Source organism: uncultured Arthrobacter sp., assembly GCF_964021775.1.
Taxonomy (GTDB): Bacteria; Actinomycetota; Actinomycetes; order Actinomycetales; family Micrococcaceae; genus Arthrobacter.
Genome location: NZ_CAXHZI010000026.1, coordinates 30,017 through 42,553, shown reverse-complemented (window position 1 = coordinate 42,553; position 12,537 = coordinate 30,017). Strand labels below are relative to the sequence as shown.

Annotated in this window: 11 protein-coding genes; 7 read left to right on the top strand and 4 right to left on the bottom strand. The window is 70.3% G+C overall.

What is annotated here, in order from left to right; translation table 11 throughout:
• Both ABIN76_RS16065 and ABIN76_RS16060 read right to left on the bottom strand, forming a co-directional pair.
• Nucleotides 1-2,875: M43 family zinc metalloprotease (locus tag ABIN76_RS16065; protein WP_346960674.1), on the bottom strand; the 2,875-nt coding region annotated here is incomplete at its 3' end.
• Between the two features lie 206 nt (nucleotides 2,876-3,081).
• Entirely contained in the window at nucleotides 3,082-4,308 is a 1,227-nt protein-coding gene (locus ABIN76_RS16060) for an ROK family protein (RefSeq protein WP_346960673.1), read from the bottom strand.
• An 89-nt stretch (nucleotides 4,309-4,397) separates the two neighbouring features.
• Here ABIN76_RS16060 and ABIN76_RS16055 point away from each other — a divergent pair, with 89 nt between their 5' ends.
• From ABIN76_RS16055 to ABIN76_RS16035, 5 genes are all read left to right on the top strand, one after another.
• Nucleotides 4,398-6,104 carry a glycoside hydrolase family 13 protein gene (locus ABIN76_RS16055; RefSeq protein WP_346960672.1) on the top strand — a complete coding sequence of 569 codons (1,707 nt, stop codon included), beginning with the start codon at nucleotides 4,398-4,400 and terminating at the stop codon, nucleotides 6,102-6,104.
• A gap of 113 nt (nucleotides 6,105-6,217) precedes the next feature.
• A complete protein-coding gene (locus ABIN76_RS16050; RefSeq protein WP_346960676.1) occupies nucleotides 6,218-7,165 on the top strand; it encodes an aldo/keto reductase in 948 nt (315 codons plus the stop codon).
• A gap of 163 nt (nucleotides 7,166-7,328) precedes the next feature.
• Complete coding sequence (locus tag ABIN76_RS16045; RefSeq protein WP_346960671.1) at nucleotides 7,329-8,192, top strand: CoA ester lyase; 864 nt, start codon at nucleotides 7,329-7,331, stop codon at nucleotides 8,190-8,192.
• 26 nt (nucleotides 8,193-8,218) lie between these two features.
• Nucleotides 8,219-9,169, top strand: coding sequence for a DUF2797 domain-containing protein (locus ABIN76_RS16040; protein ID WP_346960670.1), 951 nt, complete (start codon nucleotides 8,219-8,221; stop codon nucleotides 9,167-9,169).
• Between the two features lie 18 nt (nucleotides 9,170-9,187).
• Nucleotides 9,188-9,412: a DUF3188 domain-containing protein gene (locus ABIN76_RS16035; protein WP_346960669.1), complete on the top strand. Its 225-nt coding sequence runs from the start codon at nucleotides 9,188-9,190 to the stop codon at nucleotides 9,410-9,412.
• Here the strand turns inward: ABIN76_RS16035 and ABIN76_RS16030 are convergent.
• Complete coding sequence (locus ABIN76_RS16030) at nucleotides 9,402-11,090, bottom strand: SulP family inorganic anion transporter (RefSeq protein ID WP_346960668.1); 1,689 nt, start codon at nucleotides 11,088-11,090, stop codon at nucleotides 9,402-9,404. The genes ABIN76_RS16035 and ABIN76_RS16030 overlap by 11 nt on opposite strands.
• A complete protein-coding gene (locus tag ABIN76_RS16025) occupies nucleotides 11,087-11,464 on the bottom strand; it encodes a metalloregulator ArsR/SmtB family transcription factor (RefSeq protein WP_346960667.1) in 378 nt (125 codons plus the stop codon). The genes ABIN76_RS16030 and ABIN76_RS16025 overlap by 4 nt, the downstream gene beginning before the upstream one ends.
• 147 nt (nucleotides 11,465-11,611) lie before the next feature.
• On the opposite strand from ABIN76_RS16025, the gene ABIN76_RS16020 reads away from it, so the two are divergent.
• Both ABIN76_RS16020 and ABIN76_RS16015 read left to right on the top strand, forming a co-directional pair.
• Complete coding sequence (locus tag ABIN76_RS16020; protein ID WP_346960666.1) at nucleotides 11,612-12,085, top strand: MaoC family dehydratase N-terminal domain-containing protein; 474 nt, start codon at nucleotides 11,612-11,614, stop codon at nucleotides 12,083-12,085.
• A 2-nt stretch (nucleotides 12,086-12,087) separates the two neighbouring features.
• Complete coding sequence (locus ABIN76_RS16015; protein WP_346960665.1) at nucleotides 12,088-12,525, top strand: MaoC family dehydratase; 438 nt, start codon at nucleotides 12,088-12,090, stop codon at nucleotides 12,523-12,525.
• The last annotated feature ends 12 nt before the right edge of the window (nucleotides 12,526-12,537 follow it).

Below are 12,537 nucleotides of genomic sequence, written 5' to 3'. Positions count from 1 at the left end.
TGCCGCGTTCGTAGCCCAGGCTGCCCCAGGTGGAGCGGATGCCGCCCCAGGTGGCCTTGGCGCCGGTGGCCGGGGACCAGTGGATGGTGCCGCCCTGGAATGACTGGTAGCAGCCGCCATTGAGCAGTCCGCAGACTTCCCTGCCGGACGGGTAGCCGAGTTTGCCGCGTTCGTAGCCCAAGCTGCCCCAAGTGGAGCGGATGCCGCCCCAGGTGGCGTAGGCGCCGGTAGCCGGAGACCAGTGAATGTCGCCACCCTGGAACTGCTGGTAGCAGCCGCCGTTTGGCAGACCGCAGGTTTCATTGCCCCGGGGGTAGCCGAGCTTGCCGCGCTCGGCGCCCAGCGAGGTCCAGGTGGACCGGATGCCTCCCCAGGTGGCGCGGGCGCCGGTGCCGGGGGACCAATGGATGGTGCCGCCCTGGAACCTCTGGGAGCAGCCGCCGCTAGCCAGTCCGCAGACCTCGTTGGCTACGGGGTAGCCGAGCTTGCCCCGCGCGGAGCCCAAGCCGGCCCAGGCGGTGCCGATTGGCCCCATGGTGGCAATAGCCCCCGATGAAGCGGTCCAGTGGATGGCGCCGCCCTGGAAGTTCTGGTCACAACTGTCCGTTTGCGCACAGACGACGTTGCTGGTGGGGTAGCGGAGCTTCCCGGTTTCGTACCCGCGGGCGCCCCAGGCGGCCCGGATCGGCCCCCAGGTGCCGAAGGCCCCGACCCCGGGGGCGTAGTGGATCGCGCCGCCCTGGAACTTTTGCGAGCAGCCGCCATTGACCAGTCCGCACGTTTCGTTCGCGGTGGGGTAGCCGAGTTTTCCGTTTTCGTAGCCAAGCTTTCCCCAGCTGCTGCGGATGGCGCCCAAGGTGGCGACGGCGCCCGTGCCCGACGTCCAGTGGATGGTGCCGCCTTGGAAGGACTGGTAGCAGCCGCCGCCGGCCAGTCCGCAGGTTTCCTTGCCTGCCGGGTAGCCCAGTTTGCCCCGTTCATAGCCCAGTGCCGCCCAGGTGGCGCGGATGGCGCCCCAGGTGGGGACGGCTCCGGTGGCCTGCGACCAGTGAATGGTGCCGCCCTGGAATTTCTGGTAGCAGCCGCCATTGATCAGGCCGCAGGTTTCGTTACTCAGGGGGTAGCCGAGCTTGCCGTTTTCGTAACCCGTGCCTCCCCAGGCGGTGCGGATGCCGCCCAGGAGTGCGAAGGCCCCGGTGCGGCTGGTCCAGTAGATGGCGCCGTTTTGGAAGGACTGGGTGCAGCCGCTGCCGGCCAGCCCGCAGCGCTGGACGCCGGTCGGGTAGCCAAGCTTGCCCCGCTCGTAGCCCAGCGCGCCCCAGGCTGCCTTGATGGCACCGAGGGTTGCGACCGCGCCGGTGCGGGGGCTCCAGTGCACGGAGCCGCCCTGGAAGTTCCGGTAGCAGCCGCCGCCGGTGAGGCCGCAGCCGACGGCGGTCGTCGGGTTCCCGAGGGCAGGCGTGGCTGCCGCCGCTGCGGCGATGGCCTTGCCGACAATCGAGGCCAGTGACTCGACGGTGACGGAGGCGGAGGTAGAGCCGATTCCGTCGATCCGCACGCGCGTGCCGGCGTGGGTGGTGAACGTCTGACCGGCCTGCCAGGCCTGGCGGGAGTTGTAGTAGCCGTCGAAGGGCCGGGAGTCGGGCAGCAGGATCAGCGAGCCCGCCCCGAGCTGCTGGACAATCTTGACGCCGCTGTTGAGGTAGACGGCCTTGGCGGTGTCGTAGCTGACCGGCAGCCGCAGTTCGAGGTAATACACTTCGCCGCTGACGGCATCCCGGAACTTCACGGCCCGCCTTGCGGCGGTGCCGGCCCAGGCCGTCAGGGAAATCTTCTTCACGTCGGTAACGGTCCCGGCGTCGATGATTTCATCGCCGCGGCCGAAGCCGCCGTAGGCCCACAGGGTGGAGCTGATCGTGGGCTGGGATGTCTGGGAGACGCCCATCAGGTCCAGGCTGTCTCCGTATTCACGGATGTAGCAGCTGCCGTCAGCGAACGTTCCGTCCGCGTTCGTCGCGACGTCCTGGGCGCCGCTGCCGCACTGCAGGGCGTTGGCGTGCATCAGGCCGAGCACGTGGCCGAATTCGTGCGTCAGGACGCTGTTGGTCAGTGACGCCGGGAGCGGCATGATGACCCGGCCGCTGGTGCCCTGGTAGCTCCAGCCGGCACCGTACGCGCCGTCCGAGAGCGTGGGGCTGGAGACGAAGACGACGAGGGCCGTGTAGGGGTTGGGCGTCCAGCCGAGCTCATTGGAGATCGTGTTCATCATGTCCGGGTAGCTCTGGCCGGAGGTGGCCTTGCTGTTGCGGTTCTCAACCTTGGTCACGGTCATCGACAACCGGCCGTTGGACATGGTCTTCCAGTAGTTGCTGCTGGTGCTGATGGCGGCTTTAGCCGCGTCCAGCGGGATGGTCGCCTTACGGTCCGCCAGCTGGACCAGGACCAGGCGTACCTTGATGTCGCCGGAGCGGGCCAGCGAGTACGACTCCGTGCTGAGCCGGGCGGCCCCGGCGGGTGCACCCTTCTTGCCGGTCGGGGGCGGGTTTTCGAACGTGTGCGCGATGATCGGCTCCTCGCCGCCCTGCACCGGGAGTGACTCAATCGTCGTCAGCGGCGACCCGGCCGTGGCGGAGGGACTGGGGCTCGGCTGGACCGTGGCCGGCTGGACCGTCGTCGGCTGGACCGTCGTCGCGGCGGGAGCCGGGGCGGCAGTGGTGGGGGCCGGCGTTGGAGTTGCCGCCGGAGCCACTGGCGCGGTGGTGGCTGTGCCCGTCGCGGCCGGCGTCGGCGCCAGCTCGGCGAAGGCGGGCGCCGTTCCGACAGCCGGGACCGAGGCCAAGGCAAGGACAAGCGCGGCAAGCAACGCAGTCTTCATCCGTAAAGAGTTCACGTTTTAGCTTTCATGAGACCGCCGCCCGGCCGACGGGTCAGCTGGGCGGCCGCAAGTGACCAGAGTGACGCCAGTCTACGGATGGGATAGCGCAATATCACTAAACCTGCGGGAAACTTTCGAGTTGGGTAGTCAATCGTTGCCGAATCTTGAGCTACTCCTCGTGGGTAAAACGGCGCCCCGCGGACGGGTCAGCCGGCCAGTTCCAGTTCCAGCGCGTTGGCTTCGACGAAATCCAGGGCGTGCCGGATGGCGCCGACCGTCACAATCCGGTCGCCCAGCGGCGAGACGGTCACCCGCGGGGGAGTGGCGGTGAAACGCGGCAGCGCGGCGCTGATGCCGGGCAGCAGCGCCGCGGCCGAATCTGCGACGGCGCCGCCGATCACCACCTGCTCGGGGTTGATCAGGCTGGCAATCGCGGCGATCACACGGGCCATCCGCTCCGAGAGTCGCTCCAGGATGTCGAGGGCGGCGGGATCCCCGGCCGCAGCATCCTCGAACACACGCCGGGCGCTGGCTGCGCCGCCGGCCGCCGGTCCGCCGGCCGCGGCCTGCCATTGCCGGGCCAGGCTGGCGATGCCGTCGCTGGAGCCAACGCCCTCCACCATGTCCAGGAAGCCCATCTCGCCGGCGCCGCCGCCGCCGTGCAGTAGCCGGCCGGACTCCAGCATGCCCGCGCCGAGGCGCTCGCCGGCCAGGAGCACCACGAGGTCGTCCACGCCGGCGCCGGATCCGCGCCAGCGTTCGCCGAGCGCGGCCAGGTTGGCGTCGTTCTCCAGCAGCACGGTCCAGCCGTGCAGGTCCAGCAGTGCCGAGCGGAGCCCGACGTCGAACAGGCTCCAGAAGTGCTGGGCGGAGAGCACGTTGCCGCGGCGGTCCACCGGCGCGGCAATCCCCGCTCCGACGGCCAGGACCTTGTCCGGGGTTTCGCCGGCTGCCTCCAGCGCCTGCCGGCAGGCCCGGTCCACCACGCTGATCCGCTCCGCGGCGGGGATGTCCGCGGTGCGGAAGCTGCCGCTGGCGCGGCCCAGGACCGTGCCCCGCAGGTCGGCGACGGCCGCGGTGGTGGTCGCGGCGCCGATGTCGAGGCCAAGGACGACGCCGGCCCGCGCCCGGAGTTCGAACCGCCGCGCGGGCCGGCCCTTCTGCGGGCTGCCGGTGGCGGGTGCGTCCTTCCGGGGGGCGTCCAGTTCGCGGATCCAGCCGCGCCGGATCAGGTCCTCGCAGACGGCAATTACCGACGCCCGGGTGAGGCCGGTCCATGCCATCAGGTCCGTGCCGGTGGCCACCTCGGTGCCGCGGACGGCGGCCAGCACGGCCTGGGCGTTGACCCGGCGCAGCAGCTGGGGCGTGGCGGCGGCTTGCGGCTTCGGAATCTTGACCTCCCCGTGAAGACGGACCCATAATTGAACCGGCAATAGATTTAGCTTGTATCTAAAGTATCAGACGCGGGGTTTCCAAGCACCGCGTCCCTCAGACACCGCACCCCAGCCCCGAAGGATTCACCTTGTCGAACACCGCCACGCTGGCCACCCTGTCCGGTTCCGACCTCGCCGCCGACCCCAACTGGTGGCGCCAGGCATCCGTGTACCAGATCTACCCGCGCAGCTTCGCCGACTCGAACGGCGACGGCCTCGGCGACATCAAGGGCATCACCGCCAAGGTCCCGTACCTGAAGGAACTCGGCATCGACGCCGTCTGGCTCTCCCCGTTCTACCCCTCCGCCCTCGCCGACGGCGGCTACGACGTCGACGACTACCGCGACGTCGACCCCAAGCTCGGCACGCTGGAGGACTTCGACGAGATGTCCGCCGCCCTGCACGCCGCCGGCATCAAGCTGATCGCGGACATCGTCCCGAACCACTCCTCCAACCGCCACGTGTGGTTCCAGGAAGCCCTCGCCTCCCCCCGCGGTTCGGCTGCCCGTGATCGCTACATCTTCCGCGACGGCAAGGGGGACAACGGCGAGATCCCGCCGTCGGACTGGGAATCCGTCTTCGGTGGCCCGGCCTGGGAGCGCATCACCGAGCCGGACGGCACCCCCGGCCAGTGGTACATGCACATCTTCGCCAAGGAGCAGCCGGACCTGAACTGGTCCAACCGCGAGATCCGCGACGACTTCCTCAAGACCCTGCGCTTCTGGTCCGACCGCGGCGTGGACGGTTTCCGCGTCGACGTTGCCCACGCCCTGACCAAGGACCTCACCGAGCCGCTGCTGTCCAGGGTTGAGCTGAGCGAGGCGGGAACCGGTGCTGACGGGCACATCGACGGCTCGCACCCGTTCTGGGACCGCGATGAGGTGCACGAGATCTACGTCGAATGGCGCGAGGTCTTCAACGAGTACAACCCGCCGCGCACCGCCGTCGCCGAGGCCTGGGTGCACGCATCCCGCCGCGCCCGTTACGCCAGCCCGGAGGGGCTGGGCCAGGCGTTCAACTTCGACCTGCTGCAGGCTGACTTCGACGCCGACGAGTTCCGCGAAATCATCACCCGCAACCTCGCCGAGGCCACCGAGTCCGGGGCCTCCTCCACCTGGGTCTTCTCCAACCACGACGTCGTCCGGCACGCCACCCGCTACGGCCTGCCCAAGGGCGGCGGTCGGCACGCCAAGGGCCAGGACGGCAAGGGCTGGCTGCTGGCCGGCGCCCCTGCCGAGGAGCTCGACGTCGAACTGGGCCTGCGCCGCGCCCGCGCCGCGACCCTGCTGATGCTCGCGCTGCCCGGCTCTGCCTACCTGTACCAGGGCGAGGAACTGGGCCTGCAGGAGGTCGCCGAGATTCCCGACGCCGAACGCCAGGACCCCACCTTCTTCCGCAACAAGGGCGTCGAGATCGGCCGCGACGGCTGCCGGGTGCCGCTGCCCTGGGCCCCGGAAGGTTCCTCCTTCGGCTTCGGCGACGGCGGCGCACACCTGCCGCAGCCGGCCTGGTTCAGCCGCTACGCCGTTGCCGCCCAGGACGGGGTGGAGGGCTCCACCCTGGAGTTCTACCGCCAGGCCCTGAAGCTGCGCCGCGAGCTGCAGACCTCGGAGGAGCTGGAATGGCTGGAGACCGGCCACGCTGATGTGCTGCACTTCCGCCGCCACGGCGGCTGGCAGTCTGTGACCAACTTCGGGGACGACGCCGTTGAGCTCCCGGCCGGTGAGGTGCTGGTCAGCAGCGGCCCGCTGGACGGGCAGATGCTCCCGGGCAACACCACCGTCTGGCTGCGGTGACCACCCCCTCCGCCGGGACCCTCTCGGCCGGGCCCGCCGGCCTGCCGGGGGACCCGGAGCCGGCCGGGCAGGAGCCGAACGCAACCCAGGAGCCGAACGCGACCCAGGAGCTGATCCCCACCCAGGAGCTGATTTATGGCTGCATGGGCCTGGGCGGCAGCTGGTCGGCGGAGCCGTACTCGTCCGCGCACGTGGACGAGGCGGCCGCTGCCGTCCAGGCCGCCCTGGACGCCGGCATCACCCTGTTCGACCACGCCGACATTTACCGCAGCGGCAAGGCCGAGGCGGTGTTCGGCGAGGTCCTGGCGCGGACGCCCGGCCTGCGGGAGCGGATCCGGCTGCAGACCAAGTGCGGCATCCGCCTCGGCGAGCAGGGCCTTGAGGCGTTCTACGACCTGAGCCGGGACGGCATCCTGGACCGGGTCAACGAGAGCCTGGCCCGGCTGCGGACGGACTACCTGGACGTGCTGATGCTGCACCGCCCGGACCCGCTGCTGGACCCGGCCGAGGTGGCCTCCGCCGTCGGGCAGCTCATGGCCGAAGGCAAGGTCCGCGCAGTGGGCGTCTCCAACATGTCGGCGCCGCAGATCGAACTGCTGCAGGACCGGCTCGAGGTGCCCGTGGTGGCCAACCAGCTGGAAATGAGCCTGTCCGCGCGGGCATGGCTGGAGAGCACCGTGCTGGTCAACCACGCCGAGGGCACGGACTACAGCTTCCCGCACGGCACCGTGGAGCACTGCGTCCGGCGCGGCATCACGCTGCAGGCCTACGGGGCGCTGGCCCGCGGCCTGTACACGGGCGCGCCGGCGGCGGACCCGAGTGCCGCGGAGACGGCCACCGCGGCACTCGTGGCCGAAATGGCGGCGGCGAAGGGCACCACGGGCGAGGCCGTAGTCCTGGGCTGGCTGATGAAGCACCCGGCCGGCATCGCCCCCGTGATCGGAACCGCAAAGCCGGAACGGATCCGGGCCTGCGCCGGCGCTGCCGAGGTCGCCGCGGCGATGACCCGGGCCGAGTGGTACCGGCTCTGGATCACCGCCCGGGGCAGTAACATCCCCTAAGCCGGACGCGCCCGCACGCCTCCATCTCACTGGCCCGCAGTTCTTGTCATTTCAGACAACTACTGCGGGCCAGTCGGGTCCGGGGATGATTTTGGTCGTATTGGTCGGCCCAAACAGGGGTCTTACTTGGCGGCGGGCGGCCCCGGGCGGTTAGCGTAGAGACATGACCTCTACCACCACCGCCGGGATTGTCCGGCCCCAGCGCAACGTTCCGGCCGAAATCGCCCGCTCCTGGCTGCTGGTCAACGCCATGAAGCCGGAACTCTTCGGACCGTCCGCGGAGTCCCGCGCGGACGCCATCATCCTGGACATCGAAGACGCGGTGGACCCGTCGCAGAAGGACGCAGCCCGCGAGCACGTTGTGGACTGGCTGACCGCCGGCGGCAACGCCTGGGTCCGGATCAACGACGCCACCAGCCCGTTCTGGGCCGATGACCTGGCAGGCCTGCGCGGCACCCCGGGGCTGCTGGGCGTGATGCTCGCCAAGACCGAGTCCGCGGACCAGGTCACCGAGAGCTACCACCGCATGGATGGCAAGACCCCGGTCATCCCGCTGGTCGAGTCCGCCGTCGGCATCGAGGAAGCCAACCACATCGCCAAGGCCCAGGGCGCGTTCCGGTTGGCCTTCGGTTCCGGTGACTTCCGCCGCGACACCGGCATGGCGGCCACCCCGGAAGCGATGGCCTACCCGCGGGCCAAGCTCGTCGTCGCCAGCCGCGTCGGCAACCTGCCCGGCCCCATTGACGGCCCCACGGTGGGCACCAACCACCCGATCCTGCGCGAGCAGACCGGCATCACGGTGATGATGGGCATGACCGGCAAGCTCTGCCTCGCGACCGACCAGACCAGCGTCATCAACGAGGTCATCAGCCCCACGCCGTCCGACGTTGCCTGGGCCACCGACTTCATGGCCGACTTCGAGGCCAGCGGCCGCGTCATCCGCGACGGCTCCGACCTGCCCCGCCTGGGCCGTGCCGAGAAGATCATGAAGCTCGCGGTAGCCTTTGGGGTGCAGCCGGCCCTGTAGCCGGCCCCGGCCAGCAAGGAGACCCCGTGACCGATACCCGTTATCTGGTCCACGGGGTCTTTTGGCATGGTCCGGCGCCGGCTGATCCGGTTGTTGGTCAGCCCGGTGCCGGCGGCGCGGCGCTGCGCCTGCAGGACAGTTCGGGCGCCTTTACCGAGCTGGCGCTCGACGCCGGGACGCGGCTTGGCTTCCGGCTCACCGCCCGGGATAAGCGGTGCCTGGGCCACCACAAGGTGCACGGCCCCACGGACCGCGACTACGTCAGCTGCCCGGACCGGGCCCAGGCGGCGCGGGGAAACCAGTGCGGACCGTGCTTCGCCGTGGACGATTCACGACTGATCCATGACTTCCACCGCGGCGGCTACGTCCCGCCGGGGCTCCGCAGTTACCTGATGCAGCCGCATTGGCTCTACGTCGCCACGTTCGCCAACGGCGCCAGCAAGGTGGGCACCGCGGCGAACCTGCGGAAATGGCACCGGCTCGCGGAGCAGGGAGCCGTGGCCGCCCGCTACGTCGCCCGCGCCGACGACGGGCGGGTGGTCAGGATCCTGGAGGACCTCGTCACGCGTGACGCCGGGCTGCCGCAGCAGGTCCGCTCGGCAGCGAAGGCCGCCGGGCTCACGGCCCCGCGGCCCGCCGCCGCCCTGGACGAGCTGAACAGCCGGCTCGCGGCCGGGGTGCGGGTGCTGCTGCGCGGAGCCGGCCTGGAGGGTTTCGAGGTCGTGGACGAACGGTGGCTGCGGCCCGGGCTGGCCGACGCAGCCTGCACGCCCGCTGCCCGGCACGCCTATCCGCATGACCTGGGCTCGGCGGAACATGGCTTCCGGATCGCGGCGCTGAGCGGCGGCGTGGCACTGGCCCGCCTCGACGGCTCCGACCTTGACTTCATCGTCAACCTCGGCGAGCTGAAGGCGCGGACCATCGAGCTGGGAGACCACCGCTCCGAGATCCCCGCCGTCCAGGAAGCCCTGTTCTGATCCCCGTAGACTGGCCTGGTGCTGAACGAATTCTGGGCCACCGCGTCAACCACCTACAAGGTGCTCGTTTTCAGCGCCATGGGACTGATCGCCGTCGGCATCGTGCTCAACCTGGTCGGCAACACCACCGGCAACCAGGGCCTGGCCTTCGGCTCGCTGGCCGTCATCGGCGTGGGCCTCATCCTGCACATCGCCGGCATCGTGGTCCGCGGCCAGACCATCCGGAAAAACCTCAGGCGCTAGCGGCGGCGTTCCGCAGTACATGGCTGCGGGCGTGCTCCACGGCCTCGGGCAGGCTGGCGAACAAATGTTTGTGGTGCCGCAGGGACCGGATCACGCCCACATTGGTCACCAGGTCCAGGTGCTGCGGCTGGATGCCCTTGAGCAGCACCGTGACGCCGCGCAACTCCAGCGCCGAGACGACGTCCACCAGCGTGTGGGCGCCGGTCGCGTCGAGCATCCGCACCTGCGAGAGCCGGATAATCGCCACCTGGATGTCCTTGACCTGGCTGATTTCCTGCAGCACCCGCTCCGCGGCGCCGAAGAACATGGCCCCGTCCAGCCGGAGAATGGCGATGTGCCTGTCCCCGGGCGCGGGCGGGCCCGGGATCTCCTCGCGCTGCACCCCGCTGAGCGAGGCGAACTTGCGCAGCGTGAACAGCGCGGCCGCCACCAGCCCGATCTCAATCGCCACGATCAGGTCGAACGCCACGGTGATCAGCGCGGTCAGGACAAAAACGAACGCATCGGCCCGGGTGGAGCGCAACACCGCCACCACGGTCTGCCGCGAGACCATCCTCGTGGCCGTGACCATCAGGATCCCGGCCAGCACCGCCAATGGAATCCTGCCCACCAGCCCTGCCGCCAGGTAAATGATGGCCAGCAGCACCAAAGCGTGCACGATCGCCGCCAGCCGCGTTTTCGCCCCGGAACGGACGTTGACGGCGGTCCGGGCGATCGCCCCCGTCGCCGGCATGCCGCCGAAGAACCCCGCCGCCACTGACGCCAGGCCCTGGCCGGTAAGTTCGCGGTCCGGGCTGTAGGTTCCGGTAGGCCGGCCGTCGGGACCGACCATGCCGGCGGCCACCCGCGCGGACAGCAGCGACTCGATGGCCGCGAGTGTGGCGATGGACACCGCGGGCATGAACAACCCGCCCAGGGACGCCGGGTCCAGTGACGGCAGGGACGGCGCGGCCAGAGAATGCGGCAACGCGCCGATCCGTGGGATCTGCAGGTCCAGCAGTTCGGCGGCCACGGTGGCCAGCAGCACGGCGGCCAGGCTGGCCGGGACGGCCTTGGTGAACCGGGGCAGCAGGAACATCACGGCGGCGACGCCAGCCACCACGGCGAGGGTCTGCAGCACGGCGGGCGCGGTGGCCGTGGCTGCGCTCTCGACGGCGGCCAGCAGGGTGTTGTGGCCCGGCACGCCCTCGGTGCCGATGGCCATCGGCACCTGCTGCAGGAAGATGATGGCGGCGATGCCCAGGGTGAACCCCTCCACCACGGGCCACGGGATGAACGCCACGGCCCGGCCCAGGCCGCTGACGCCGAGGAGGATGACCAGCAGCCCGGCCATCACGGAGACCAGGGCAATGCTGCCGGCGCCGTGTGTGGCGACCACGGGGGCAAGGACCACCACCATGGCCCCGGTGGGCCCGGATACCTGGACGTGGGAACCACCCATCACGGCGGCCACCAATCCGGCCACCACCGCCGTGATCAGCCCGGCCTCGGCGCCCACCCCGGAGCTCACCCCGAACGCAAGGGCCAGCGGGAGGGCCACGATGCCCACGGTGACGCCGGAGAGCAGATCCGTCCGCCAGGACCGGCGCAGCCCGTCGTAGTCGCGGCGGGAGGGCAGGAACCGGGTCAGGTAGCCCCGGGCGCCGCGGACCGCCCTGGTTGCTGTCCCGGCGGTCATGAGCCGGCCGCCTGGCGGGGCGTGGCCGGGAGTTCCTGCGCCAGCCGCAGTTGTTCGCCCGATTCGGCGAGGCTGTCCAGCAGGAAGATCCTGGCAATGGCCAGCAGCTCGGCGATCTTCGGGTGGGCCAGCCGGTAGGTCACGGCGTTGGCGGTCCGCACCGAAGTCACCACCCGGTGCCGGCGGAGGGTGGCCAGATGCTGTGACAGATGCGAGGCCTCCAGGCCCGTCTCGGCCAGCAGGTAGCTGACCGGCGCCGCGGTGTCCGGTGCCGCCGCCAGCAGTTCCAGCACCCGGATCCGCGCCGGGTGCGCGAGGGCCTTGAACAGGTTGGCCTTGATCTCGTACAAGGGTGTCTGCGCTGCGGGAATCATCGCGGTCCTGCGCTTTCTCGGCCCGCAGCCGGATCACTCTCCGCCGCGGATTGCTGGATTGATGTTTCCATCATATCGCTGCTGCGCAAGGCCCGCCGTCGGAGGTAACGGAAAAGGCGCCCGGAGGCAGGGCGCTAGGCTGGAACCATGACTATCAATCCGGATCTGCAGGGCCGCAGTTACCCTGCCGCAGAGGTGTACGACGTCGGCCGCGAGACCATCCGCGCGTTCGCGCGCGCGGTAAAGGCCTCCCACCCCGCCCACTTCGACGTGGACGCCGCGCGGGCCCTGGGCCACGGCGACCTCGTGGCCCCGCCGACGTTCGCGATCATCGTCGCGCAGCGGGCAGACGCGCAGCTGATCGAGGATCCTGATTCCGGCATCGACTTCTCCCGCGTGGTGCACGCCGACCAGCGCTTCGTCCACCACCGCCCGATCGTCGCCGGCGACCGGCTGGTCGCCGAACTGCACGTCGACGGCGTCCGCGCGATGGGGGGCGGCGCCATGATCACCACCCGCTCCGAAATTTTCGCCCTCGCCGGCGAGGAGCCCGGCGTCGGGAAGCGCGACGCCGTCGCCACCACCACCTCGTCCATCCTGGTCCGCGGAGAGGGACAGTAGCCATGACACCCACATTTTCAGAACTGACGGTCGGCCAGGACCTCGGCAGCCGCAGCATCGAGGTCACCCGCACCGACCTCGTCAAGTACGCGGGCGCCTCCGGTGACTTCAACCCGATCCACTGGAACGAGGCCTTCGCCACCGGCGTCGGCCTGCCCGGCGTGATTGCGCACGGCATGTTCACCATGGGCGCCGCCGTCCAGCACGTGACCGACTGGGCCGGCGATCCGGCCGCCGTCGTCGACTTCCAGACCCGTTTCAGCAAGCCGGTCCCGGTCGCCGACACCACGGGCACCCCGGAGGCCGGGGCGGTGATCGAGGTCAGTGCTGCCATTGGGGCGCTCGACGCCGACGCGGGCACCGCCCGCGTGGACCTCACCGTCGTCGCGGGCGGGCAGAAGGTCCTCATGAAGGCCCAGGCCGTCGTCAGGCTGGCCTGACGCATGATGCTG

Excerpts from the sequence above, each read along its gene's own strand:
- ABIN76_RS16045 (WP_346960671.1), top strand. The coding sequence starts at position 7,329 with ATGACCTCTACCACCACCGCCGGGATTGTCCGGCCCCAGCGCAACGTT.
- ABIN76_RS16030 (WP_346960668.1), bottom strand. The coding sequence starts at position 11,090 with ATGACCGCCGGGACAGCAACCAGGGCGGTCCGCGGCGCCCGGGGCTAC.
- ABIN76_RS16025 (WP_346960667.1), bottom strand. The coding sequence starts at position 11,464 with ATGATTCCCGCAGCGCAGACACCCTTGTACGAGATCAAGGCCAACCTG.
- ABIN76_RS16020 (WP_346960666.1), top strand. The coding sequence starts at position 11,612 with ATGACTATCAATCCGGATCTGCAGGGCCGCAGTTACCCTGCCGCAGAG.
- ABIN76_RS16015 (WP_346960665.1), top strand. The coding sequence starts at position 12,088 with ATGACACCCACATTTTCAGAACTGACGGTCGGCCAGGACCTCGGCAGC.